This window comes from Pseudomonas sp. F9001 (genome assembly GCF_013385435.1).
Lineage (GTDB): Bacteria > Pseudomonadota > Gammaproteobacteria > Pseudomonadales > Pseudomonadaceae > Aquipseudomonas.
On sequence record NZ_JACAPX010000005.1, the window covers coordinates 31,944 to 55,344 of the forward strand.

21 protein-coding genes and 1 pseudogene are annotated in these 23,401 nt (G+C 60.5%); 7 read left to right on the plus strand and 15 right to left on the minus strand.

What is annotated here, in order from left to right:
• Positions 1–211 precede the first annotated feature (211 nt).
• From HX818_RS03145 to HX818_RS03155, 3 genes and pseudogenes are all read left to right on the plus strand, one after another.
• The gene (locus HX818_RS03145; RefSeq protein ID WP_177019479.1) at positions 212–1,018 is read left to right on the plus strand and encodes a TatD family hydrolase; all 807 of its coding nucleotides are present in this window, start codon (positions 212–214) and stop codon (positions 1,016–1,018) included.
• Between the two features lie 96 nt (positions 1,019–1,114).
• Complete coding sequence (locus tag HX818_RS03150; protein WP_102605081.1) at positions 1,115–2,596, plus strand: methyl-accepting chemotaxis protein; 1,482 nt, start codon at positions 1,115–1,117, stop codon at positions 2,594–2,596.
• A gap of 108 nt (positions 2,597–2,704) precedes the next feature.
• Positions 2,705–2,962: pseudogene (locus HX818_RS03155) on the plus strand (terminase); the annotation flags it as partial.
• 19 nt (positions 2,963–2,981) lie between these two features.
• Here HX818_RS03155 and HX818_RS03160 read toward each other — a convergent pair.
• From HX818_RS03160 to HX818_RS03170, 3 genes are all read right to left on the minus strand, one after another.
• On the minus strand, positions 2,982–3,779 hold the full coding sequence (locus tag HX818_RS03160) for an acyl-CoA thioesterase II (RefSeq protein WP_008437738.1): 798 nt from the start codon (positions 3,777–3,779) through the stop codon (positions 2,982–2,984).
• Between the two features lie 101 nt (positions 3,780–3,880).
• A complete protein-coding gene (locus HX818_RS03165; protein WP_134325986.1) occupies positions 3,881–4,645 on the minus strand; it encodes a CHAD domain-containing protein in 765 nt (254 codons plus the stop codon).
• Positions 4,646–4,725: 80 nt separating this feature from the next.
• Positions 4,726–5,004: a hypothetical protein gene (locus HX818_RS03170; RefSeq protein ID WP_003218744.1), complete on the minus strand. Its 279-nt coding sequence runs from the start codon at positions 5,002–5,004 to the stop codon at positions 4,726–4,728.
• Between the two features lie 217 nt (positions 5,005–5,221).
• Between HX818_RS03170 and HX818_RS03175 the strand changes: the two genes are divergently transcribed.
• Entirely contained in the window at positions 5,222–6,259 is a 1,038-nt protein-coding gene (locus HX818_RS03175) for a patatin-like phospholipase family protein (RefSeq protein ID WP_087693690.1), read from the plus strand.
• A 128-nt stretch (positions 6,260–6,387) separates the two neighbouring features.
• On the opposite strand, the gene HX818_RS03180 is transcribed toward HX818_RS03175, so the two are convergent.
• From HX818_RS03180 to kdpF, 6 genes are all read right to left on the minus strand, one after another.
• Entirely contained in the window at positions 6,388–7,083 is a 696-nt protein-coding gene (locus tag HX818_RS03180) for a response regulator (protein WP_003218747.1), read from the minus strand.
• Between the two features lie 37 nt (positions 7,084–7,120).
• Positions 7,121–9,772, minus strand: coding sequence for a sensor histidine kinase KdpD (locus tag HX818_RS03185; protein WP_177019480.1), 2,652 nt, complete (start codon positions 9,770–9,772; stop codon positions 7,121–7,123).
• A gap of 143 nt (positions 9,773–9,915) precedes the next feature.
• On the minus strand, positions 9,916–10,461 hold the full coding sequence (gene kdpC, locus HX818_RS03190) for a potassium-transporting ATPase subunit KdpC (protein WP_087693688.1): 546 nt from the start codon (positions 10,459–10,461) through the stop codon (positions 9,916–9,918).
• Between the two features lie 67 nt (positions 10,462–10,528).
• Positions 10,529–12,586 (minus strand): potassium-transporting ATPase subunit KdpB, encoded by a 2,058-nt coding sequence (kdpB, locus tag HX818_RS03195; RefSeq protein WP_177019481.1) that lies wholly within the window; start codon positions 12,584–12,586, stop codon positions 10,529–10,531.
• Between the two features lie 12 nt (positions 12,587–12,598).
• On the minus strand, positions 12,599–14,293 hold the full coding sequence (gene kdpA / locus HX818_RS03200) for a potassium-transporting ATPase subunit KdpA (protein WP_177019482.1): 1,695 nt from the start codon (positions 14,291–14,293) through the stop codon (positions 12,599–12,601).
• Between the two features lie 9 nt (positions 14,294–14,302).
• Positions 14,303–14,392: a K(+)-transporting ATPase subunit F gene (gene kdpF / locus HX818_RS03205; RefSeq protein ID WP_003218754.1), complete on the minus strand. Its 90-nt coding sequence runs from the start codon at positions 14,390–14,392 to the stop codon at positions 14,303–14,305.
• Between the two features lie 344 nt (positions 14,393–14,736).
• On the opposite strand from kdpF, the gene eat reads away from it, so the two are divergent.
• The 3 genes from eat (at position 14,737) to HX818_RS03220 (ending at position 17,057) form a co-directional block, all read left to right on the plus strand.
• Positions 14,737–16,101 carry an ethanolamine permease gene (gene eat, locus HX818_RS03210; protein ID WP_003218757.1) on the plus strand — a complete coding sequence of 455 codons (1,365 nt, stop codon included), beginning with the start codon at positions 14,737–14,739 and terminating at the stop codon, positions 16,099–16,101.
• Between the two features lie 110 nt (positions 16,102–16,211).
• Positions 16,212–16,379 (plus strand): DUF2897 family protein, encoded by a 168-nt coding sequence (locus HX818_RS03215; RefSeq protein ID WP_177019483.1) that lies wholly within the window; start codon positions 16,212–16,214, stop codon positions 16,377–16,379.
• Positions 16,380–16,478: 99 nt separating this feature from the next.
• The gene (locus HX818_RS03220) at positions 16,479–17,057 is read left to right on the plus strand and encodes a TetR/AcrR family transcriptional regulator (protein ID WP_177019484.1); all 579 of its coding nucleotides are present in this window, start codon (positions 16,479–16,481) and stop codon (positions 17,055–17,057) included.
• A gap of 28 nt (positions 17,058–17,085) precedes the next feature.
• Here HX818_RS03220 and HX818_RS03225 read toward each other — a convergent pair whose 3' ends face one another.
• From HX818_RS03225 to HX818_RS03250, 6 genes are all read right to left on the minus strand, one after another.
• A complete protein-coding gene (locus HX818_RS03225) occupies positions 17,086–17,418 on the minus strand; it encodes a ComEA family DNA-binding protein (protein ID WP_008437725.1) in 333 nt (110 codons plus the stop codon).
• 111 nt (positions 17,419–17,529) lie between these two features.
• Positions 17,530–19,524 (minus strand): nucleoside-diphosphate sugar epimerase/dehydratase, encoded by a 1,995-nt coding sequence (locus HX818_RS03230; RefSeq protein WP_177019485.1) that lies wholly within the window; start codon positions 19,522–19,524, stop codon positions 17,530–17,532.
• 164 nt (positions 19,525–19,688) lie between these two features.
• Complete coding sequence (locus HX818_RS03235) at positions 19,689–20,867, minus strand: DegT/DnrJ/EryC1/StrS aminotransferase family protein (RefSeq protein ID WP_177008085.1); 1,179 nt, start codon at positions 20,865–20,867, stop codon at positions 19,689–19,691.
• A 99-nt stretch (positions 20,868–20,966) separates the two neighbouring features.
• On the minus strand, positions 20,967–21,593 hold the full coding sequence (locus HX818_RS03240; protein WP_177008086.1) for an acetyltransferase: 627 nt from the start codon (positions 21,591–21,593) through the stop codon (positions 20,967–20,969).
• Entirely contained in the window at positions 21,590–22,186 is a 597-nt protein-coding gene (locus HX818_RS03245; protein ID WP_177008087.1) for a sugar transferase, read from the minus strand. The genes HX818_RS03240 and HX818_RS03245 overlap by 4 nt, the downstream gene beginning before the upstream one ends.
• Positions 22,183–23,400, minus strand: coding sequence for a glycosyltransferase family 4 protein (locus tag HX818_RS03250; RefSeq protein ID WP_177008088.1), 1,218 nt, complete (start codon positions 23,398–23,400; stop codon positions 22,183–22,185). Before HX818_RS03250 ends, HX818_RS03245 begins: the two co-directional genes overlap by 4 nt.
• Position 23,401: the final 1 nt, after the last annotated feature.

The window sequence follows — 23,401 nt, forward strand, 5'->3', positions numbered from 1 at the left end:
CATTACTTCGCGAAAAACGAGGCGTTGGGGGACAGAAACAGAGCGCCATGAGCGCAGGCTTTGGGCGCAAGGGTGGCACGGCAGATGGCGACAAACCAAACACGGTGTTACTTGCGACTTTCAAAGACAGCTTTAACTCGTTGTAGTTCTTGGCTTTTCTTATAAATCTACAGCTCTGATATGCTTTCCGACCGCAGGCGGAGGTAGCACCATGCAACTCATTGATATCGGCGTCAACCTGACCAACCCAAGTTTCGACGAAAAGCACCAGGCCGTTCTCGACCGTGCCTACGCCGCCGGGGTGAGCCAATTGGTGCTCACCGGTACCAGTGTCGACGGCAGCGAACAGGCCCTGGAGCTGTGCCAGCAACTGGACGAAAGTGGCCAACGCCTGTTCGCCACCGCCGGCATTCACCCCCACTCTGCCAGTGACTGGAACGCCGAAAGCGCCAGGCGCCTGCGCGGCCTGCTCAAGGAAAGTCGCGTGCGTGCGGTGGGTGAATGCGGGCTGGATTTCAACCGGGATTTCTCACCGCGCCCCCAGCAGGAAAAAGTCCTCGAAGAACACCTGGCCCTGGCCGTGGAGTTGAAGCTCCCGGTATTCCTCCACGAACGTGACGCCAACCAGCGCCTGCTGGAAATCCTGCGGGACTACCGCGATCACCTGTCGGCCGCCGTGGTGCACTGCTTCACCGGCGAGCAGCGGGCGCTGTTCAGCTACCTCGACCTGGACCTGCATATCGGCATCACCGGCTGGATCTGCGACGAGCGCCGTGGGACGCACCTGCATGCGCTGGTCAGGGAAATTCCCCGGGGCCGCCTGATGCTGGAAAGCGACGCGCCCTACCTGCTGCCTCGCACCCTGCGGCCCAAGCCGAAAAACGGTCGCAACGAACCCGCCTATTTGCCGGAAGTCCTGCGGGAGGTCGCGTTGCACCGCGAAGAAACCGTGGAAGACCTGGCGCAACACAGCACCGCCTGTGCCCGCGCCTTTTTTGGATTGCCTGTGCCGGATTGACGCGGCGCATTGACCCATATCAAAACCCGGCATCCCGATAGCGGCACAATAATGGCACCTTGCCAATGCTGTTTCCGCTATCAGAGAAAACCTTCCATGGGTGCCTGGCTTAGCAACATCTCGCTGAAGTACAAATTCTGGGCCGTGAACGCGGTCGCCTTCATCACCACCCTGCTGCTGGTGTTGTACGCCGTGCAGCTCGAACAACAGGCCCGCAGCCAGGCCTCACAGGCGTCGGCGCAAGCCCAGGGGCGCTTGCTCGGTGCCTGGCCCGCCGGCCAGCCACTGCCCAAGGGCGAGCACTGGCTGACGTTTGCCAGGGGCAAAGTCCCACAACTGGGCGACGAAGATCTGTCAGCCCTGGCCAACGCCAGTGGCTGGGTGGATTTCAATCACATGCCACTGCTCGGCGAAAACCCGCTGATGGGCGCCGAAGTAATCAGCCGTGCCGACGGTCAACAGGTCGCCGTGCTGGCCTACGGGCCCAGCTTGAGCCAAGTGTTCGAAGAACGCTTCGCCAACTACGCCGTAGCGGTGATGATTCTGATGCTGGCCATGCTCGGCGCCTCACAGCTGCTGATCCGCTTTCTCCTCAGCCAGCTCAACACCTTGAAAGACGTGATGCTGCACGTCGAGAAAACCGGCGACCTCTCGGCCCGCGTCCCTCTGGCCTGCAAGGATGAAGTCGGGCAGATGGCCAGCGCCTTCAACGCGATGCAGGCGGGTTATCAACGGGTGGTCAACACGGTTGCGCGCACCGCCAGGCAACTGGACGACGGCGCCGCACGCCTGGCCAGCAGCATGAACGAGGTGCAGCACGGCATGCTCGGCCAGCAAAGCGAAACCGACCAGGCCGCCACGGCGATCAACGAGATGACCGCCACCGTCTACCACATCGCCCAGCACGCCGGCGCCACCCGCGACCTGTCCCAGACGGCCGACACTCTCGCCGGCAGCGGCCAGGAAGTGGTCAGCCGGGTACAGCGCTCGATTGCCGGGCTGTCCACCGGCGTGCAGCAGACCGCCGAAATGATCCAGAAGCTGGCCGAGGACAGCCAGAAAATCAATGGCGTGGTCGGGGTGATTCACAGCATCGCCGAACAGACCAACCTGCTGGCCCTCAACGCCGCCATCGAAGCCGCCCGCGCCGGCGAAATGGGCCGGGGTTTTGCCGTGGTCGCCGACGAAGTGCGCAACCTGGCCAAGCGGGTGCAAAGCTCTACCGATGAAATCACCCGCATGGTGTCCGCCCTGCAAGCCGGCACCCGGGACGCGGTGGATTTCATGCAGGAAAGCTCGTTCAAGGCCGACGACTGTGTGCAACAGGCTCAAGAAGCCGGGATTGCCCTCGCCGAGATCACCGGCGCGGTGGCGCAGATGCGCGAGAGCAACACGCAGATTGCCGTGGCTGCCGAGCAGCAAAGCCATGTGGCCGAGGAAATGAATCGGGCGGTGGTGAGCATTCGGGACGTCACCGAAAACACCGTGCAGCAGACAGTAGACTCGGCGACCACCAGCAATGAGCTGGCAACCCTGGCCGGGGAACTGAGCAAGGCCATCGGCCAGTTGCGGCTTTAACCCCTGAAGAGATGGCTATGGCCCCCATAGCCATCCTTGATTCGCGGCCCCACCCTGCCCGACCTAAACTCTGCTCAAGATGTTTCAACGGACAGAGGAATCACGATCATGGGCAAACGTCATCCGAATATCCCCGCCTGGCAATGGCGCACCCACCCGCAAAATCACCAGCACGGGACCAATCAAGTGTTGCAGCTGATTGCGCTGCCACTCCTGGTCATCGGTTTTCTGTTGATGGCATCGGGCGTGTTCAGCGAGAACCTGGCGAGTGCCGCCATCGGTATCGTCGGCATTCTGGCAGCCCTTGGATTGCAGCATCACGGTCGCCGCCTGGAGGCACGCGGCAGCGACGCCTCCAGCGATCAACACTTGCTGGTCTGAGGACTCAGGCGAACACCACCACCGACTGGCGGCTGATAGCGATCAACTGGCCGTCGGGGCTCCACAACTGCGCAGCCGCATGGCCATAGCCATCGCGGGCGTGCTCGATGTGGACCAGGTATTGGCACCAGTCCAGGGTGCTCAGGTTTTGCAGCGGTTGGACAAATTCGATGGTCCAAGTCAGGGTGCTGCCGGCCGCCGGTTGTTTCAGGTGCGGCAACACCGACGGTGGCCACGCATCCACCAGCGCGAGGATGTGCGCTTCGGTCAGCGGCTCTTCTTTTACATCGCCACGCAAGCGCACCCAGCCGCCCATCTCCCGGGATGTATTGCCGGTGAACGGCAGGCCACCGACGCTCCAGCGCATCGCCAGGTGGCGCATGAACTCCGGCGTCACGCCTTTGATGTAGGGCAACTCCTGGCATTCATCCCAATGCTTGAAGGTGGGCGCCGGTTCGGCGGCGACGTCAATCTGCGAAGGCCGTGATGCGCCAAAACTGGCCTGCACCAGGGTCATCGTTTCACCGTTCTGCACCACACGTCCCAGCACTTGGCTGACGGCCTTGCCTTCGCGCAGCACTTCGACTTCGTAGCGGGCCGGCACGTCCGGCGCCACCGGCCCCACAAAGGTGATCGCCAGTGAGCGCAACGGGCGATCCGCCGGGACTTTCGCCCGCAAGGCCTCGTACTCCAACGCCGCAACCAGCCCGCCAAAGCTGGCGCGGCCCTGGGCCCATTCGGCCGGGATCGAAACGTCCAACGGGTGGCTGCGGGCAGCGTCGAGCAAATCACTAAAGCGCATGGCGGTCTCAACTTGAAAAAGGAGTTGAGGGATCTTAACCAGCCGGCCTACACCACGCAGCGCCTATTCCGGCCAAAATCCCGGACAGATAGGTCGCAGGGTCAAGCGAAGCAGTCGGCGTTCAACTTATCCAAAACCCGATCCGCCTGCCCTTCCGCCTCGGCCATGGTGCGGTGCCAACCAGGCACGCACGGCTGCAAATCGGGCTCGTGCCCGGCTTGCGCCAGCCATTGCCAGCAATCGTGCCAATCACCCAGGGCGCCCTGGGCCGCCTTGAGACGCGATATGGCTTTGGGCGGTAGCTTGTTCAGCTCGGGATAAGCCTCGGCCGCATAACGCACGCGCTTGATCAACAGGCGCAGGCGATGACGGTCGTGGTTGGGGTCGTGCAGCGCTTCGCCGAGCTTCTTCCATTGCTTGGCCAGGCGTTTTTCAATGCGCGTGCGCAGTCCCTTGAGCAACTTCTGCCGTTGGGAAGCGCGGATAAAGCGGGGGAATGCTTCGAGGATCAACAGCAGTTGCGCCAGCTCAGGCCCTTGTGCAACCGAGCGGTAGGTGGCCGGCTGCTGCCGGATACGCCGCTCGGCCGCCTCATGATGGCCGTGTTGGTGCAGGTACGCCGCCAGCACTTCGCGGTCGCGAAATGGCGTGGTCAGTTGGCCGACGGCACTGGCGGCCGCCTCGAGCTGCTCGACACCGGGCAACCCGCGCAATGGCCGCAACAGGCTGCGCAAGCGCCGCACCGTGGTACGCAGATCATGCAGGGCCTCGTCGTCCGTGACGGCGGCGAGGCGCGCCTGGCAGCTCAGTAACCCAACTTCCAGGCCGATGACCTGAGCGACTAGCTGATCGACCAAGGCTGACATCCTTTCCTCCTCAATGATTAAACCTTCGGGCTTGAGGCCGCCGACGCAACCTCGTTGCACTCGACAACTGCTACGCGGGGTTAGCGCCCGGCGCGCGACTCACGAATATAGAAGCGGGCTTTCTCGGCCTTGGTCGAGCAGCCTTCGAAGGCTTCGAACTGCTGCTGGGTCTTGGCGCCAGTCAACAACGACAGAGCCTTGGAGTAACTCACGGTGCCGGCGAAACCTTCGGCCTTGGCCAGGTCCAGCTCGTGCCACGCAGCATCCAGTTGCGTGCCGCAGCTGTCGCGATAAGCGGTTTTCCCGGCACAACCGGCCAGGGCCAACACGATCACAGGCACACACATCCAGGCTTTCATCAAATGACACCTCAAGAAAAGAAAAAACAGTCACAGGTGTAGACGTTGCCTACACCGAAAAGTGCCTTATCCGACTGCCTGAATCCGCAGTCCCGATTGCCAGAGCATACCCGAGCGTGGTGGCCCGCTCGCGAAAATAATCGGTTGTGACAGTGATGATTGAAGCGCGCCCCTCGATGGGTGCATTGTGGTCACCTGTTTTGCGAAGGATCAGGTCATGAAGAAACGTGTTGCATTGGTGCTGGGCTCCGGCGGCGCCCGGGGCTACGCCCATATCGGCGTGATCGAGGAAATCGAAAAACGCGGCTACGACATCGCCTGCATTGCCGGTTGCTCCATGGGCGCCGTGGTGGGTGGGATCTATGCCGCGGGCAAGCTGGAAGAGTACCGAAACTGGATCGAAAGCCTCGACTACCTGGACGTACTGCGCCTGGTAGACGTGAGCTTTCGCCTCGGGGCGATCCGTGGCGAGAAGGTGTTCGGGCAGATCCGCAAGATCGTCGGCGAGATCAATATCGAAGACCTGCGCATTCCCTACACCGCCGTGGCCACGGACCTGACCAACCAGCAGGAAATCTGGTTCCAGGAAGGCTGCCTGCACCAGGCCATGCGGGCCTCGGCGGCGATTCCCAGTCTGTTCACCCCGGTGATGCAGGGCAATCGCATGCTGGTGGACGGCGGCTTGCTGAACCCTCTGCCGATCGTGCCGGTGGTGTCGAGCCACTGCGACCTGATCATTGCGGTCAACCTCAACTCCACCAACCAGAAGCACTACAAGCTTCCGGTGATCCAGCGTCCGCCGGCGTTCAGGAGCCGCTTCGACAACCTGGTGCGTTCACTGGGTTCGCACTTGCCGTTTCGGCGCAAGCAGGCCGAGCAGTTGTTGATGCTGGAACAGGAAGCGCTGCTGGCCCAGGCTGCCGACATCAACCCGTGGCTGGACTCTGCCGAACCCGAGGCGCAACAACCGGCGGCGGCACCGGAAAAGGCCGGGGCGCCAAAGTCGGCGACCGGCTCGTTCATCATCGATAACGTGGGGCCTGCATCGCTGCTGGATTTGATCAACCAGAGCTTTGAGGTGATGCAGACGTCATTGGCGCAGTACAAGATCGCCGGGTATCCGCCGGATATTCTGATCAACGTGCCGAAGCGCGTGTGCCGGTTTTTCGAGTTTTACAAAGCGCCGGAGTTGATCGCGCTGGGGCGGGAGATCGCGAGCGATACGCTGGATCGTTACGAGAGCGAGCAACACTGAAGTTTTATAAGCAGGGCTTGTGTGGCGAGGGAGCTTGCTCCCGCTGGAGTGCGAAGCGCTCCCAGGATTCTGGGGCTGCTGCGCAGCCCAGCGGGAGCAAGCTCCCTCGCCACAGCTGAGCTAACGCTTCAGGCTTCGGTGTTCAATAGCCGATACCCAACACCGGCCTCAGTCACGATAAACCGTGGTTGGGTCGGATCATCCGCCAGTTTCTGGCGCAGATGCCCCACCACAATCCGCAGGTAATGGCTGTCTTCGGTATGGGTCGGCCCCCAGATATCCTTGAGCAGTTGCTGCTGGGTGATCACCCGCCCGGGATGCCGCGCCAGTTGCGCCAGCACCGCGTATTCCTTGCGGGTCAGCGCCACTTCGACACCGTCCAGCAGCACCCGCCGATAAGCCAGGTCTACCGTCAGCGGGCCAAAGCGCAACGCCGCTTCCTGGGCCTCCCCCGCCGGCGCCTGGCGCAACAACGCCCGCACCCGTGCAAGAAACTCCTGGATGCCAAATGGCTTGGTCACATAGTCATTGGCGCCGTTGTCCAGCGCCTCGACTTTTTGCACTTCACTGGCTCGCACCGACAACACCAGTACCGGTACCGTGGACCACTCACGAAACTCGCGCAGCACCTGCTGGCCGTCCATGTCCGGCAGGCCGAGGTCGAGCACCAGCAGGTCCGGTTTACTCAAGGCGGCCTGCGCCAGGCCTTCGTTGCCGGTGCCGGCCTCGATCACTTTGTAGCCCTGGGAGGCCAGGCTGATACGCAAGAACTTGCGGATCTGCGGTTCGTCGTCAATGACCAAAATCGTCGCAGTCTGGCTCATGGTGTCCAATCAAAATCCGTGAAGAAAAGAGGGTAGCTCAAGGTTCGCTTTCCAGGCCAGGCTGGGCCTGCAATGGCAGGAATAAAGTGATGCAGGTGCCACGGCCCTCAATGCCGTCGGCCACGCTGATATGCCCGCCGTGGGCGCCGACCATGCCCTGGCAGATCGCCAGGCCGAGCCCGGTGCCCTGCCCGCCGCGATCCCCCCTGGCGGCGGTGTAGAACATATCGAAAATTTTCGCCCGCTCCTCCTCGGGAATCCCCGGTCCCTCATCGGCAACAGCAAAAAACAACTGGTTATCCTGCACGCCCGCGCTGAGTTTCAGCCGGCCTTGTGGCGGCGAGAAGCGTGCGGCATTTTCCAGTACGTTGACCAGTGCTTGCTCGATCAACGCGGCATGCACGTAGAGCAGCGGCAGCTCGGGCGGCACGTCGGTGATCACCTGCAGCGGCGCCAATACCGCACGCAAGCGGCCCAGGGAGCTGCCGACGATATCGCCGGGTGACACCCAGTCCCGCGCCAGCTTCAGCGCGCCGTGGCCCAGACGAGTCATGTCCAGCAGGTTCTGGATGTAGCGATCCAGGCGCTCAGCCTCATCGCGAGTGCCTTCCAGCAGCTCCCGGCGATCTTCCAGGGGAATCGCCTCGCCGAGGGCCAGCAGGCTGTCGATGCTGCCACGCATGGAGGTCAGCGGTGTGCGCAAATCGTGAGACACCGAAGCCAGCAAGGCGCTGCGCAATTGCTCGGTTTCACCGTGCAGGCGTGCCGCTTCCAGTTCCTGGCCGAGCTGCGCACGGGCCAGGGCTTGAGCCAATGGCTGGCTCAAGGCCGTGAGCAGGCGACGGCGCTGGCCGCTCAGTTCAAGCCCGGCCTTCGGGCTGACCCCCAGCAGACCCAACGGGCCTTCTTCGCTGGACAACGGCCACCACCACCAGCGCCCGAACGGCAAGGTGCCGGTGCCCATGCCGGCCGGCTGATCGTGCTGCCAGGCCCAGTCGGCGGCGGCGCGTTCGGCTTCGGTAAAGGTGATCGGGCCTCCGGTCTCGACCTTCCAGTCGCCCTGCCCGTCGCGGTTGAGCAGGCACAATTGCAGGTCGCTCCAGCCTTCCAGATGATGCGCGGCGGCACTGATCACTGCCTGGCGATCGGTGGCGGCGGTGAGTTTGCGGGACAGGTCGAGCAGCTCGGTGGTTTCTTCCTGGGTATCGCGCAGCGCCTGCAACTGCCGGCGCTGGCGTGCAGCGAGATTACCGGTGAGCGCCGCCATCAGCAGGAAGAACAACAGCGTCAGCACGTCTTCTTCACGCTGGATCGCGAAGGAGAAATTCGGCGGGATGAACAGGAAGTCGTAGCTCAGGAATGACAGCGCCGCACACGCCAGCGCCGGCCCCAGGCTACTGCGCACCGCCACCAGCAATACGGCGGCGAGGAACACCAGCGAGATATTCGGCAACGGCAAGGCACTGGCGACGCCCCAAGCGACCGCCGCCGCAATCACGGTTGCCACCAGCGCCAGGGCATAGTCAAACCACACCAGCCCGCGTACATCCGGCAAGCGTGGCGGAGCCGGCACTTCGTCACTGTCGAGGACGTTGATTTCCAGGCCCCGTGCATTGCGCAGCAGGCGTGCCGCCAAGCCGCCACCAAACAGATTGCGCCGCCAGCGCGGCCGGGACTGCCCCACCAGAATCAAGCTGGCGCGACGCTCGGCGGCGTGCTGGATCAGGGTCTTGGCCACCTCCCCCGCTCGCAGCAACACCACTTCACCGCCAAGACGCTCGGCCAGTTGCTGGGCGTTTTGCAGGCGCAGGCGCGATTGTTCATCGCGCACCCGGCCGTTATCCACATGCACCAGGCTCCACGGCAAATGCCGACGCTGGGCTACGCGGCTGGCATGACGCACCAGGCGTTCGGCCTGGGCATCGCCGTCCACGCCCACCAGCAAGCGGCCACGCACAGCCGGTGCGGCCTGGCCCAATTGGCGATAACCCTGGGCCAGGTCATCGTCGACATGGGCCGCGGCGGTTTGCATCGCCAGCTCGCGCAGGGCCATGAGGTTGGTCTGGGTGAAGAAGGCATCGATGGCAGCACGGGCCTGTTCCGGCACGTACACCTTGCCGTCCCGCAGGCGCTCCAGCAGTTCCCGGGATGGCAGGTCGATCAGCAGCAGTTCATCGGCTTCCTGCAAGACCCAGTCGGGCAAGGTCTCGCGCACTTGCACGCCGGTAATGCCGCGCACCTGGTCGTTGAGGCTTTCCAGGTGCTGGACGTTGACCGTGGTGAAGACGTTGATGCCCGCCGAGAGCAATTCCTGAATGTCTTGCCAGCGTTTTTCGTGGCGGCTGCCGGGGGCGTTGCTGTGGGCCAGTTCGTCCACCAGCACCAGTTTGGGCTTGGCGGCGAGCAGGCCGTCGAGGTCCATTTCCTCCAGCATCACGCCGCGGTATTCGGAACGCAGCAGCGGCTGTTGTGGCAAGCCGCTGAGCAAGGCTTCGGTCTCGGCGCGACCGTGGGTTTCCACTACGCCGGCGATCAGCCGCACACCCTGGCGCAGTTGGGTGTGGGCAGCCTGGAGCATGGCGTAGGTCTTGCCCACGCCCGGGGCGGCGCCGAGGAAGACTTTGAGCCGGCCACGGCCGTCCCGGGGCAGATCGGCTAACAGGGCATCGGCGCGGCCGGAGTCGCTCATGCGGGCGGTCTTCCTTCAGGTGTTGATGTGGGTTTCTTGAGTCCGCCTTCGCGAGCAAGCCCGCTCCCACATTTGACCGCATTCCAAAGGTGAAACTCAGTCGAATGTGGGAGCGGGCCTGCTCGCGAAAGCGGCGCCACGGCTTACAGTTTTTCCAAGGCCATGTTCAACGCCAGCACGTTCACCACCGGCGGCCCCACCAGCGGGCTTTCGATGTGCTCATCCATCAAGCGCTGCAGGGTCGCCACCGGCAGATTACGCGCGGCAGCTACCCGGGCCAGTTGATAGGCAATTGCCTGCGGTGGCAAGTGTGGATCAAGACCGCTGCCGGAGGTAGTCAGCAATGCCATCGGCACCGGTCCCTGGTCTGGCACCAGCATTTTCCTGGCATCGTCAAATACACGAGTTGCCAGTGCGGGGTTGCTTGGGCCGAGGTTGCTGGCGCTGCTGGAAACCGTAGCAAACGCACCAGCAGATGGCCGTGGGTGGAACCAGCCGTCACCGGTGAAATCCTGGGCAATCAGGCTCGAACCACGCACCTTGCCGCTGGCATCGTGTACCAGGCTGCCGTTGGCCTGGTCAGGGAACGCGACTTGCGCCACGCCGGTAACAACCAGGGGATAGGCCACGCCGGTGATCAGGCTCATCAACACCAGCAGGCTCAGGGCCGGGCGGATAATGTTGGACATTTCAAATTCCTCAATTCGGTCATTGCAACCTGCAGGCACCGGTTTGCCGGTACCTGCGGGCATCGAGTCAAACCAGGTGCAGCGCGGTCAACAGCATGTCGATCGCCTTGATGCCCACGAACGGCACCACGATCCCGCCCAGGCCGTAGATCAGCAGGTTGCGACGCAGCAATGCCGCCGCACTCGCCGCCTGTACGCGCACACCGCGCAGCGCCAGCGGGATCAGCACCACGATGATCAGCGCGTTGAACACGATGGCCGAGAGGATCGCGCTCTGCGGGCTTTGCAGGTGCATCACGTTGAGCACACCCAGTTGCGGGTAGATCGAGGCGAACAGCGCCGGCAGGATCGCGAAGTACTTGGCCACGTCGTTGGCAATGGAAAAGGTGGTCAGCGCACCACGGGTCACCAGCAATTCCTTGCCGATCTGCACCACGTCCAGCAGCTTGGTCGGGTCGCTGTCGAGGTCGACCATGTTGGCCGCTTCACGGGCGGCCTGAGTGCCGTCGTTCATTGCCATGCCGACGTCAGCCTGGGCCAGCGCCGGGGCGTCGTTGGCGCCGTCGCCGCACATCGCAACCAGGCGACCATCGTTCTGTTCGTGACGAATGCGCGCGAGTTTTTTCTCTGGGGTGGCTTCGGCGAGCACGTCATCCACACCGGCTTCAGCAGCAATCGCGGCGGCGGTCAGCGGGTTGTCGCCAGTCACCATCACCGTGCGGATCCCCAGCTTGCGCAGCTCGGCAAACCGTTCGCGGATGCCGGGCTTGACCACGTCCTTGAGGTGAATCGCGCCGAGCAACTTGCCGTCGGCACACACCAGCAATGGAGTGCCGCCGCTCTGGGCGATCTTGTCGATTTCCCGCGACAGCGCCGGTTGCAGGTCGCGGCGTTGCAGGCCAATGAACGCCAACAGCGAATCCACGGCGCCCTTACGGAACACACGGCCCTGGTAGTCGACGCCGGACAGGCGGGTTTCCGCGCTGAACGGTACCGAGGTCAGCTCATCCGTCGACGGCTCGGCTTGCGGGTGCTGGCCGCGCAGGTATTCGACGATTGACTTACCTTCGGCCGTGTCGTCCGCCAGGGATGCCAGCAGCGCGCCCTCGGCCAGTTCCTTGCCGCTGACACCCGGCGCGGCGATCACGTTGGTGCAACGACGGTTACCGAAGGTGATGGTGCCGGTCTTGTCCAGCAACAGCACGTGCACGTCCCCCGCCGCTTCCACCGCGCGACCGGACTTGGCGATCACGTTGAGGCGCACCAGGCGGTCCATGCCGGCAATACCAATGGCCGACAACAGGCCGCCGATGGTGGTCGGAATCAGCGTGACCAGCAGCGCCACCAGGAACACCAGCGGCAGGTTGCCATTGGCGAAGTGGGCGAACGGCTGCAGGGTCACCACCACCAGCAGGAAGATCAGCGTCAGGCCGATCAGCAGGATGTCCAGCGCGATTTCGTTGGGGGTTTTCTGGCGCTTGGCGCCTTCCACCAGGGCGATCATGCGGTCCAGGGTCGACTCGCCCGGGTTGGCGGTGATGCGAATCATCAACCAGTCCGAGACCAGGCGGGTATTGCCGGTGACGGCCGAGCGGTCGCCGCCGGATTCACGGATAACCGGGGCCGATTCACCGGTGATGGCCGCTTCGTTGACCGCGGCAATCCCTTCGATGACTTCGCCGTCACCCGGGATCATTTCCCCGGCGACCACGCGTACCACATCACCTTTGCGCAGGCTGGTGGCCGGCACGACCTTGAAGCTGCCGTCGGCTTCCTTGCGGCGGGCGCTGAGGCCCTCGCTGCCGGCCTTGAGGCTGTCGGCGCGGGCCTTGCCGCGGCCTTCAGCCAAGGCTTCGGCGAAGTTGGCAAACAGCACGGTGAACCACAGCCACACGGCGATTTGCACGGCGACGTAGGTCGGTACGGCAACATCCGGCACGAAGCACAGGATGGTGGTGAGGATCGCGGTCAGCTCGACCACCAGCATCACCGGCGAGCGTTGCAGCTGGCGCGGGTCCAGCTTGACGAACGCCTGGACCAGCGCCGGGCGCCACAGGGCCGACATTGCGGTTTTGGCCGGCTCCTGGGTTTTCACCGGAGCCGCGTTTTTTGCAGGCATATTCATTTTCATATCCCCTTAGAAGCCCATGCTCAGATGTTCAGCGATAGGCCCAAGTGCCAGCGTCGGCAGGAAGGTCAGGCCGCCCACCAGCAAAATGGTCACGGTCAACAGGGTCACGAACAGCGGGCCGTGGGTCGGGAAGCTGTTCTGGCCAATCGGTGCGGTCTTCTTCATCGCCAGGCTGCCGGCCAGGGCCAGTACCGGGAGGATGTAACCGAAGCGACCGAGCAACATCGACAGGCTCAACATCAGGTTGTGGAACGCGGTGTTGGCACTGAAGCCGCCGAACGCCGAACCGTTGTTGGCACTGGCCGAGGTGTAGGCGTACAGCAACTGGCTGAAACCGTGGGGGCCAGGGTTACTGATGGCGCCGGCCGGGCCAGGCAAACTGGCAGCGATGGCGCCCAGTACGAGGGTGCCGACCGGCATCACCAGCAAGGTCACGACCAGCAACTGCACTTCCTTGGCCTGGAGTTTCTTGCCGAGGTATTCCGGTGTACGGCCAATCATCAAACCGGCGAGGAACACCGCAATCAACACGTTGAGCAACATGCCGTACATGCCGGCGCCGACGCCGCCGAAGATCACTTCGCCGACCATCATGTTGACCAGCGACACCATCCCGCTCAGGGGGTTGAGGCTGTCTTGCATACCGTTGACCGAACCGTTGGACGCGGCGGTGGTCGCCACCGACCACAACACGGTGCCAGTGGTGCCGAAGCGCGCTTCTTTACCTTCCTGCGGCGCGGCCTGTTCAACCGCCGGGTTGTTCAGCGCCGGGTTGGGCTGGTATTCGGCCCACATGGCGGTTGCGCCGCCGATGATGAACAAGGCCAGCATGCAACCGAGGATCGCCCGGCTCTGACGCAGGTCTTTCACGTAGTGGCCAAAGGTGAACACCAGCGCCACCGGAATCAGGATGATCGCGCCCAGTTCAAACAGGTTGGCCCAGGCAGTCGGGTCTTCGAACGGATGCGCCGAGTTGACGCCGAAGAAGCCACCACCGTTGGTGCCCAGTTGCTTGATCGCAATCTGGCTGGCAGCCGGGCCCAGTGGGATGACCTGGTCAACGCCCTGCATGGTGACCGCGTTCACATAGTGAGCGAAAGTTTGTGGCACGCCCTGCCAGACCAGGAACAACGCGAACACCAGGCACATCGGCAACAGGCCGTAGAGAGTGGCGCGGGTCATGTCGACCCAGAAATTGCCCAGGGTCTTGGTGGACTTGCGACCGATGCCACGGCACAACGCGACCAGTACGGCGAGGCCGGTGGCGGCACTGACGAAGTTCTGCACGGTGAGGCCGACCATCTGACTGAGGTAGCTCAGGGACGCTTCACCGCTGTAGTTCTGCCAGTTGGTGTTGGTCATGAAACTGATGGCGGTGTTGAACGCCAGGGTCCATTCCTGACCCGGCAATTTCTGCGGGTTCAGCGGCAGGTATTCCTGGAACAGCAGGATCGCGAACAGCAGCACGAAACCGGCAAGGTTGAACGCCAGCAACGCCAGCGCGTATTTCTGCCAGCTCTGTTCCTGGTCTGCATCGACACCCGAAAGGCGATAGCACACGCGCTCGACCGGGCCGAACACCGGCGTGAGCCAGGTTCGCTGCCCTTCCATTACCTTGTAGTAGAACCGCCCCAGGGCCGGTGCCGGAATCAGCACCAAGGCAAAGAAGGCGATGATCAGCCAATAGTCATAACTGTGCATAGCCTGCTCCTAGTTCCGATCCGCGCGTAACAGCGCAACCAGCAGATAAATGAACAGCGCCACAGCCAACAGCAGTGACACCCCGTCCAGAACGCTCATGGAAGTTTCTCCGTCGTGCGGCGACTGCCGCGTGTAGGAGGATTGTCCGCAGGAGTGGCGTAAAGGAACGAGAGCGACGGTATGGGTGGGGCGTAAAGACGGCGTAAAGAGTGGGTTTATGCGGGGTTTACGGGGGGTATGCACTTCAAATGTGGGAGCCGGGCTTGCCCGCGATAGCGTCAGACCAGACACCAACGCCCTTATCTGGTGCAGCGCTTGAAATGATTCAAACGCCAAACCGTTCCCTCGGCGACATTTCGGCGCCTTTACGACACGGCTTTGGTTAATGGCATGTCCGCTGCAATGCCCTGAAACATTCCAAACCGTTCAGGGAGAGCTACACGATGAACACACAACTCAAACCCACCTTGGGCACTCTGCATTTGTGGGGCATCGCAGTCGGGCTGGTGATTTCCGGAGAGTATTTCGGCTGGAGCTATGGCTGGGGCGTGGCGGGAACATTGGGCTTCCTGGTGACCTCGTTGATGGTCGCCGCCATGTACACCTGCTTTATATTCAGTTTCACCGAGCTGACCACCGCGATTCCTCACGCTGGCGGCCCGTTTGCCTACAGCCGCCGGGCGTTTGGCGAGAAAGGTGGCTTGATTGCCGGGCTGGCGACGCTGATCGAGTTCGTCTTCGCCCCGCCCGCGATCGCCCTGGCCATCGGCGCGTACCTGAACGTGCAGTTTCCGGCCCTCGATCCGAAACATGCGGCCGTCGGCGCCTACATTGTGTTCATGGGCCTGAACATCCTCGGGGTGAAGCTCGCCGCCACCTTTGAATTGGTGGTCTGCGTGCTTGCCGTGGCCGAGTTGCTGGTGTTCATGGGCGTGGTCGCTCCCGCCTTCAGCTTCAGCAACTTCGCCCTCAACGGCTGGGCCGGCTCCGACACCTTCGGCGCACCGGCGATCGCCGGAATGTTTGCGGCCATACCCTTTGCCATCTGGTTCTTCCTCGCCATCGAAGGCGCCGCCATGGCGGCCGAAGAGGCGAAAGATCCCAAGCGCACTATTCCAAAGGCCTACATCAGCGGCATCCTCACCCTGGTGATTCTGGCCATGGGCGTGATGTTCTTTGCCGGTGGCGTGGGTGACTGGCGCACCCTGTCGAACATCAACGACCCGCTGCCCCAGGCGATGAAAACCGTGGTCGGCGACAGCTCGGGCTGGCTGCACATGCTGGTGTGGATCGGCCTGTTCGGCCTGGTGGCCAGCTTCCACGGGATCATCCTGGGTTACTCCCGCCAATTCTTCGCCCTGGCGCGCGCGGGCTACCTGCCCTCCTTCCTCGCCAAACTGTCGCGCTTCCAGACGCCGCACCGGGCAATCATCGCCGGCGGCATCGTCGGCATCGCCGCCATCTACAGCGACGGGCTGATCAACCTGGGCGGCATGACCCTGACCGCCGCGATGATCACCATGGCGGTGTTCGGTGCCATCGTCATGTACATCATGAGCATGCTCAGCCTGTTCAAACTGCGCAAGACCGAGCCACTGCTGGAGCGGACCTTCCGCGCCCCGGGCTATCCAATCGTGCCGGGGATTGCGCTGGTACTGGCCGTCGTCTGCCTGGTGGCCATGGCGTGGTTCAACGCGCTGATCGGGCTGATCTTCCTGGGCTTCATGGTGGTGGGTTTTGTGTACTTCCAACTGACCGCGCAAGACCGCGCCGATGCACCGGCGGACGCTATGTTGACCGGGCTGTAAGGCTACCGGGGCAGAACGGGCCTACAATGAACTACTAAGAAAGCCCGTTACTCAAAGCAGTCATTACCGTGGGAAATTTCCCCACGGTTTGCTGCCTCAAGGAGAGCCCTATGCCGTGGTATGCCTGGTTGATTTTAGTGGTCGCGTTCGGTTCGATCGTCGGTGGTTTGTTGATGCTGCGAGACAGCGCCAACAAGGTTGAATTGACTGATGAACAACGTAAGCGCGTGGCAGAACGCAATGCCCAGGCGGACGCCAAGGATGCGCAGGATCGTTGAGGCTGAAGCGGCTCCCCGTTGAGCCGCACAATTTTGTAAACACCCGCGTATGCCCCGCCAAGCTTGGTTAATATGGCCTGATGTTTCGGAGGCCTTCCCATGCGCTATTCACAAGACCACAAAGCCCAAACCCACCGGCGCATCATCAAGGAGGCCTCGGTACGCTTTCGCCGCGACGGCATTGGCGCTACCGGCCTGCAGCCGCTGATGAAGTCGCTGAACCTGACGCATGGCGGGTTTTACGCGCACTTCAGGTCAAAGGACGAGTTGGTGGAAAAGGCGTTGCAAGAGGCCGCTGCTCAACTGGATGAACATTGCAAAAAACTGTTCAGCCAACAGCGACCGTTGGACGCGTTCATTGATAGCTACCTGTCGCAATGGCATCAGACATCACCCCATGAGGGGTGCCCGCTGCCCACGATGTCTTCCGAGCTGGGGTTGCGCGGGCAGAACAGCAGGACGACGGATGAGGTGCTTAACGCCCGGCTCAAGCAGGTCGAAGCCGCCCTCGAGAGCCCGAATGCCCGCGAACAGGGCCTTGTGCTGATGTCGACGCTGGTGGGAGCGTTGGTGTTGGCAAGAAGTGTGGAGAGCGCCGAGTTGGCCACGCGGATTCTTGATGTGGTGCGGGGGAGCTTGAAAGCGGGGTTCTGCGGCCAGAAGAAAGCCGGTCAATGACCGGCCTCCTCGCCTGCTTTTCAGATGTTCAATTGACCTCAAGCCTGTCGCGGTTCTTCTCCAGCAATGCCTTGCCGATACCTTTTACTTCCAGCAACTCATCTATCGCAGTGAAGGGCCCGTTGGTTTCGCGGTAAGCGACGATGGCCTTGGCTTTGGCTGCGCCAATGCCGAAGAGGTCCCGGCGCAGGGTTTCGGCGTCTGCGGAGTTGAGGCTGACCTTGGTGGTGTGGTCGACCTTGGTCATTTGTGTGGAAATGGAGGTTGGCGTTTCGGGTTTGGTGGAAGGTGCGGCAGTAGTGGCTAGGGAGAGGCTGGCAAGAAAGGCAAAGACAAAGGATGAGAAATAAGCTTTACGCATAGGTGACACTCCATGACATCGATAAGGGAAAAGCAGCTTTTCCGAAGCTGCTTTTCAAAGTTAGGCGATGTTTGGGGAGAGTCAAAAATGGGTGAGTTACAGGGTGTGAGCTCAGGGCTCAAGACGACGCTGCTGGTAGATCCAGTCGACGATTTCACCGTCCGGGGAATAGCCGCTGACCGTTTCGCGCAGCAGCTGACGCACACGCGTGTAGTCATCCTGTTCAACGGCGCTGAGCAGCTCCGTTAAACGGGCCTTCAACACCTCCCAGGGCAAGTAGTCTTCATTGGCACTCATAATCATCGGGTGCGGCGTCGTGACTACGTTGTCGCCGATCAACAGCTCCTCATAAAGTTTTTCGCCGGGACGCAGCCCCGTAAACTCAATGGAGATGTCACCTTGAAGATTTTTATCAGAGCGAATACTCAAGCCGGAAAGGTGCACCATCTTCTCGGCCAGCTCGACGATTTTCACCGGCTCGCCCATATCCAGAACAAATACGTCACCGCCCTGCCCCATGGAGCCCGCCTGGATAACCAATTGAGCGGCTTCAGGGATGCTCATGAAATACCGGGTAATCTTGGGGTGCGTAACCGTCAGCGGGCCACCGGATTTGATTTGCTTGTGGAACAACGGGATCACTGATCCTGATGAGCCCAGCACATTGCCGAACCGCACCATGGTAAAGCGCGTCTTGTTCACACGGGAAACATTCGAAGTCTCACCGAAAAGCACCGGAGCAATTTCACTGCTGAGCGCCTGCAGTGTCATTTCTGCGAGACGCTTGGTGCTTCCCATTACATTGGTGGGACGCACCGCCTTATCAGTAGAAATCAGCACGAAGTTCGCCACATTGGCGCGTAAAGAGGCTTGCGCGGCGCTCAGCGTGCCCATCACATTATTCAGCACGCCTTCAGCAATATTATGCTCGACCATCGGTACATGCTTGTAAGCCGCCGCATGGTAGACCGTGTTCACGCGCCAGGTTTTCATGACGTCAAAGAGCTTTTCCTGATTGCGCACAGAACCCAGGATTGGCAATAACTTAACTGAAAGCGACTCACGCACGATTCGCTGCTCAAGCTCTTGCAGGATGCTGTAGAGATTGAACTCGCTATGCTCATACAACAGCAGTGTCGTGGGTTGCAGCGTGAGAATCTGCCGGCAAAGCTCAGACCCGATTGAACCGCCCGCCCCGGTTATAAGAACCGACTGCTCCTTGATGCAATGTTCAAGCAGCTCGTCCTGAGGGGGGACAGAGTCACGGCCCAACAAGTCAGCAATATCAACTTCCTGGATATCATCGACTTTCACTCGCCCGCTGGCCAAATCCATAAAACCGGGCACGCTTTGCACATGGAGTGCGAACCCCTCCAGGAAGGTCAATATCTCCCGGCGGCGCCCACGATTGGCAGACGGAATGGCGAGAAGAATCTGCTGGGCACCGGTGACGTCAACCATCTGCTGGATATGCTTTGGCTTATAGACATGCAAGCCTGAAATCACACGATCGGCAATGCTGCTGTCATCATCAATAAAGGCGACAGGACGCAACAGCCTCCCCATGCGCAATGCAGCAACCAATTGATTACCGGCTGCCCCCGCACCATAAATGGCCACCTTCGGCAGTCCATCATCTCGATTGGTAAAAGGAACATGTTGCGCAGCCGCGAACCAGTCTCCCAGGAAATACTGGCGCATCGCGAGGCGTAGCCCCCCGATCATGACCATGCTCAACCACCAGTAATTGAAGATGACCGAGCGTGGAACAAACAACTGATGGTTGCCGCTCCAGTAAACAACCAGCGCGAGAATCAACGATGACAGGCTGACGGCCTTGATAATTGCGATCAGCGCATCGTTTCCAAAATAGCGCATGACTGCACGGTACATACCAAACCGTACAAACAGCGGAATAGCGATGACCGTGGCGCTCAGGAATAGCCATAGGTATTCAGTGAAAGGATTGATCAGCTCATCAATCCCCAAACGAACGACAAAGGCCATCCAAAGGGCAAACCAGACAAGAAAAACGTCGGTCACTACCTGGAAGGCACGTTTCTGCCGCCGCGTTAAACCCAGTAATAAGGTTCTCAACTTATCCATAACGCCTTGAAACACCTCTGTTACTCCTAAAGTACATCCGCCACCACCATGGATGATTCCAAGGGACCTCATACCATGATGATGGAAAATTCCATTTGACTGGCCCGCAGCTCAAATCCTTCTGCGTTGCAAACAAAGACGGGCATTCCTGACTGTCTAACTGATTACTCTTCGGTAGCCAACTGCATAACGGTCTTGAGCACCGAGCATGTCTTGTCGATCTCATGCTGCGTCAACGTCGGGTGCACGAGAAACATTACACTTGTCTCGCCGAGCTCCCGTGCTACCGGCAACCGGCTCGCCGGACGCCAGCCAGTATTGTCAAACGCCTTCTCCAGATAGACCTCGGAGCAGGAACCGGAAAATACCGGAACGTCTCGTGCCGAAATCTCCGCCAGAATACGATCACGATCCCATCCGGCCTTGAGAGCCTGAGGCTCGACAAACACGTAGCACTTATACGCCGCGTGAACACTGCCCTCAGGCATGATTGGCACACGCAAGCCTTTGAGTTGGCTGGCGCACTCCCATATCTGCCCGGCATTCGCCAGCCGGCTGGCCTGCCAGTCGGTCATGCGCTTGAGCTGAATCCGACCGATGACGGCCTGAACCTCGAGCATTCTCCAGTTCGTACCGAAGCTTTCATGCAACCAGCGAAAACCAGGAGGATGGTTACGTTCGTAGACAGCTTCCCAGCTTTTGCCATGATCCTTGAACGACCACATGTCCGACCACAACTTACGATCGTTGGTTGTGACCATTCCGCCCTCGCCACCTGTGGTCATGATCTTGTCCTGACAAAAGGACCAGGCAGAGATATGGCCAATTGACCCCACCGGGCGCCCCTTGTAACGGGCGCCATGGGCCTGGGCACAATCTTCGATCACTTTAAGGTCGAATTCCTCGGCCAGGGCCATGATCGGATCCATATCGCAAGGCCAGCCAGCCAAATGCACACAGATTACGGCCCGGGTGCGAGGAGTCAGTACAGCGCGGATAGTCTGCGCGCTGAAGTTTTGCGAATCGCGATCCACATCGGCGAAAACCGGAACAGCCCCGGCATTCACAATGCTCGAGACGGAAGCAAGAAACGTGCGTGAGGTGACAATCACTTCATCGCCAGCACCGATACCCAACGCCTTCAAGGCAAGGTCCAGGGCAACCGTTCCGTTGGCCAGGCCGATGGCGTATTCGGTGCCCGCCCATGCAGCGAACTCCTTCTCAAACTCACGCCCCTGTGTACCAGTCCAGTAGTTGACCTTATTGGACAGAATCACATCACGTACGGCGTCAGCTTCCTCTTCAGTAAAAGAAGGCCAAGGAGAAAATGGTGAATTCAACACAACCAGTACCCGTCAGTTTTCATTCGAAAATATGAAAGACTCGTCACTACGAGCCCCGTTGCAATTCGCTCAATCCGCTGTTCGCGCGGCGACGACTTTTCAAGAGCCGTCCAATAACCTGGCCGGCACTCCGGCGACCGTAACCTTGTCTGGCACGTCTCTGACAACTACGGCACCCGCACCAACCATGACCTGTGAACCGATGCTCACAAGTTGTCGTATGCAGGCACCTATGCCAATCCAGCTCAGATCCTGTACGCAGACGCCCCCTGCAAGCCGGGCGCCGGGGCTGATGTGCACACACGATCCCAATAGACAATCGTGGTCGACACTGCTGCCCGTATTGAGAATAGCGCCCCTGCCAACTTTGGCATCGGCGTTTACCACCGCGCCAGCAAACACCACCGACCCCTCACCAAGCGTGGCATACCGGCTGACGGTTGAATCCGGATGGCGCAGCGTTACCAGCGTAGCGCCTGCCGCCTTCAGCTGGTCCAGTTTTGCCTGGCGAACCCGATTATTGCCGATCGCCACCAACACACCGTCATATTCATGCACAGCCGCCAACAGTCTCTCGGTGTTGCCTACGACGCTCCAGGCACCATTTCGAAGCAAACCGGGCCAGGCGTCATCAAAGAATTCAATCGTGTCCCAACCGCAGCATTCGGCCGTATCCGCGACGACTTTGCCATGGCCGCTTGCACCCAGCACCGCAAGGCGGCTCATGGCTTGGAGCCTGTGAACTTCGATGCTGTAGCTTCGCCTTCGGCACTGATACCGTCACGCACCAGAACTTTCTTGATCGTCAGGAAAATCACCTTCATATCCAGCCAAAAAGACTGATTATCGACATACCAGGTGTCCAGCTTGAACTTTTCTTCCCAGCCTATTGCGTTGCGCCCGTTGACCTGTGCCCAGCCGCTGACGCCAGGGCGAACCTCATGGCGACGATATTGTTCGGCGCTGTAGAGAGGCAGGTATTCCATCAGCAACGGTCGCGGGCCCACCAGGCTCATATCGCCCTTGACCACATTCCACAACTCGGGCAATTCATCCAGGCTGCTGGATCGCAGAAAACTGCCAAAGGCTGTCATGCGCTGGGAGTCTGGCAAAGGCTCACCGTTTGCGTCATGAGCATCACGCATCGTACGGAACTTGATCATTTCGAACGGTTTGCCATTCCGACCTGGCCGAACCTGACGAAACAGAACGGGAGATCCTAATTTCTTGCGAATGTTCCAGGCAATTACTGCTATGACCGGAGAAAGCAGAATTAGTCCAAGCAACGACGCAAATAAATCAAAACCACGCTTGATCATCTGGCAACACCCTCCAGCCAATCCACAAACCGGTCAGCCAATTTACGTCGATCAAACTCTCTGACCGCCAATTCTCTGCCTCGTGCGCCCTTCGCCCGCAGCTCGTCACGATCATCTGCTGCCTGTATCAACGCATCTGCGAAAAGCGCAGCATCATCTGGAGGTACGACAAAACCGCAGTTCTCGGTGGAAATCATCTCGGCGAGCCAGCCCGGGTAGTTATTCAAAACAGGCAACCCTGACGCGATATAGTCGAAAAACTTGTTAGGCGACGTTCCGTAGTAAAAGGCCGGTACGTTTGCCAATATCTGCAGCCCCAGGTCCGCGCTGGCCATCAAACCGGACAACCGGGCCTTGTTCACCGGGTCATGAAATATCACATTGTCCAGCTGTTCTTCCGCTGCACGCTTCTGAAGCGCGGGCTTGAGCTTGCCCTGCCCGATCAAAACCAGCCGGATATCATCGCGCTTTCGCAGTTTAAGCTCTCGAGCCGCATCGAGCACCGCGTCCAGCTTGTTGGCCACTCCATGAGTACCCGCGAAGACCGCTACCAGATGGCTTTTATCCACTCCAGCCGGCAACCATGGCTCAGCAGGCGTGTTGAAAATATCAAGGTCACAACCGTTTGGGATCATTTCGATTCGATCACGCGCCACACCGCGGTGCGCAATGCCATCCACAATACCTGGAGACAATCCAATGACCCGGTGAGCCGAGCGATAACTTGCCCACTCAAGAAAAGACATGGCGGCAAGGATGACCGGATTACGAATGACGCCCATCGCTTTCGGCAGCTCGGGCCAGAGATCCCGGACCTCAAATACAAACGGCTTATTACGAAACCACCGGGCGAATATCCCGGGGATACCGGCTGTCAATGGCGTCGTGGTCGCAAAGACCAGGTCGTAACGCTCGGTTAGCGCAATACCGATACTGCGCACTGCAAACTTTAAAAAGCTGAGCGCTCGAACGAACAGGCCATCGCTGTTGGAGTACGCCAGGTCAAATTCGATGATCTCGATACCGTCGACGGTACCTTTGCGTTTTCCACCAACGAAAGGGCTTTCCAGCCCCGTTTGGCCACCACCGTAGCTGCCGCAGACCATCGTCACCTGATGCCCCCTGGCAACCAGGCGGCGGGCCATTTCATAGGACCGGATACCGGTCGCTCCTTTCGGAGTAGAAAAATGCTGATGAAAATAAAGGACTTTCATG

What these genes read in the sequence shown, in the direction of transcription:
- HX818_RS03165 (WP_134325986.1), bottom strand. Translation starts at nt 4,645, where the DNA reads ATGTCAGCCTTGGTCGATCAGCTAGTCGCTCAGGTCATCGGCCTGGAA.
- HX818_RS03240 (WP_177008086.1), bottom strand. Translation starts at nt 21,593, where the DNA reads ATGAGCCGCCTTGCGGTGCTGGGTGCAAGCGGCCATGGCAAAGTCGTC.
- eat (WP_003218757.1), top strand. Translation starts at nt 14,737, where the DNA reads ATGAACACACAACTCAAACCCACCTTGGGCACTCTGCATTTGTGGGGC.
- HX818_RS03180 (WP_003218747.1), bottom strand. Translation starts at nt 7,083, where the DNA reads ATGAGCCAGACTGCGACGATTTTGGTCATTGACGACGAACCGCAGATC.
- HX818_RS03175 (WP_087693690.1), top strand. Translation starts at nt 5,222, where the DNA reads ATGAAGAAACGTGTTGCATTGGTGCTGGGCTCCGGCGGCGCCCGGGGC.
- HX818_RS03250 (WP_177008088.1), bottom strand. Translation starts at nt 23,400, where the DNA reads ATGAAAGTCCTTTATTTTCATCAGCATTTTTCTACTCCGAAAGGAGCG.
- HX818_RS03170 (WP_003218744.1), bottom strand. Translation starts at nt 5,004, where the DNA reads ATGAAAGCCTGGATGTGTGTGCCTGTGATCGTGTTGGCCCTGGCCGGT.
- HX818_RS03225 (WP_008437725.1), bottom strand. Translation starts at nt 17,418, where the DNA reads ATGCGTAAAGCTTATTTCTCATCCTTTGTCTTTGCCTTTCTTGCCAGC.
- kdpF (WP_003218754.1), bottom strand. Translation starts at nt 14,392, where the DNA reads ATGAGCGTTCTGGACGGGGTGTCACTGCTGTTGGCTGTGGCGCTGTTC.
- kdpC (WP_087693688.1), bottom strand. Translation starts at nt 10,461, where the DNA reads ATGTCCAACATTATCCGCCCGGCCCTGAGCCTGCTGGTGTTGATGAGC.
- HX818_RS03230 (WP_177019485.1), bottom strand. Translation starts at nt 19,524, where the DNA reads ATGGATAAGTTGAGAACCTTATTACTGGGTTTAACGCGGCGGCAGAAA.
- HX818_RS03150 (WP_102605081.1), top strand. Translation starts at nt 1,115, where the DNA reads ATGGGTGCCTGGCTTAGCAACATCTCGCTGAAGTACAAATTCTGGGCC.
- HX818_RS03160 (WP_008437738.1), bottom strand. Translation starts at nt 3,779, where the DNA reads ATGCGCTTTAGTGATTTGCTCGACGCTGCCCGCAGCCACCCGTTGGAC.
- HX818_RS03245 (WP_177008087.1), bottom strand. Translation starts at nt 22,186, where the DNA reads ATGATCAAGCGTGGTTTTGATTTATTTGCGTCGTTGCTTGGACTAATT.
- HX818_RS03220 (WP_177019484.1), top strand. Translation starts at nt 16,479, where the DNA reads ATGCGCTATTCACAAGACCACAAAGCCCAAACCCACCGGCGCATCATC.
- HX818_RS03185 (WP_177019480.1), bottom strand. Translation starts at nt 9,772, where the DNA reads ATGAGCGACTCCGGCCGCGCCGATGCCCTGTTAGCCGATCTGCCCCGG.
- kdpB (WP_177019481.1), bottom strand. Translation starts at nt 12,586, where the DNA reads ATGAATATGCCTGCAAAAAACGCGGCTCCGGTGAAAACCCAGGAGCCG.
- kdpA (WP_177019482.1), bottom strand. Translation starts at nt 14,293, where the DNA reads ATGCACAGTTATGACTATTGGCTGATCATCGCCTTCTTTGCCTTGGTG.
- HX818_RS03145 (WP_177019479.1), top strand. Translation starts at nt 212, where the DNA reads ATGCAACTCATTGATATCGGCGTCAACCTGACCAACCCAAGTTTCGAC.
- HX818_RS03215 (WP_177019483.1), top strand. Translation starts at nt 16,212, where the DNA reads ATGCCGTGGTATGCCTGGTTGATTTTAGTGGTCGCGTTCGGTTCGATC.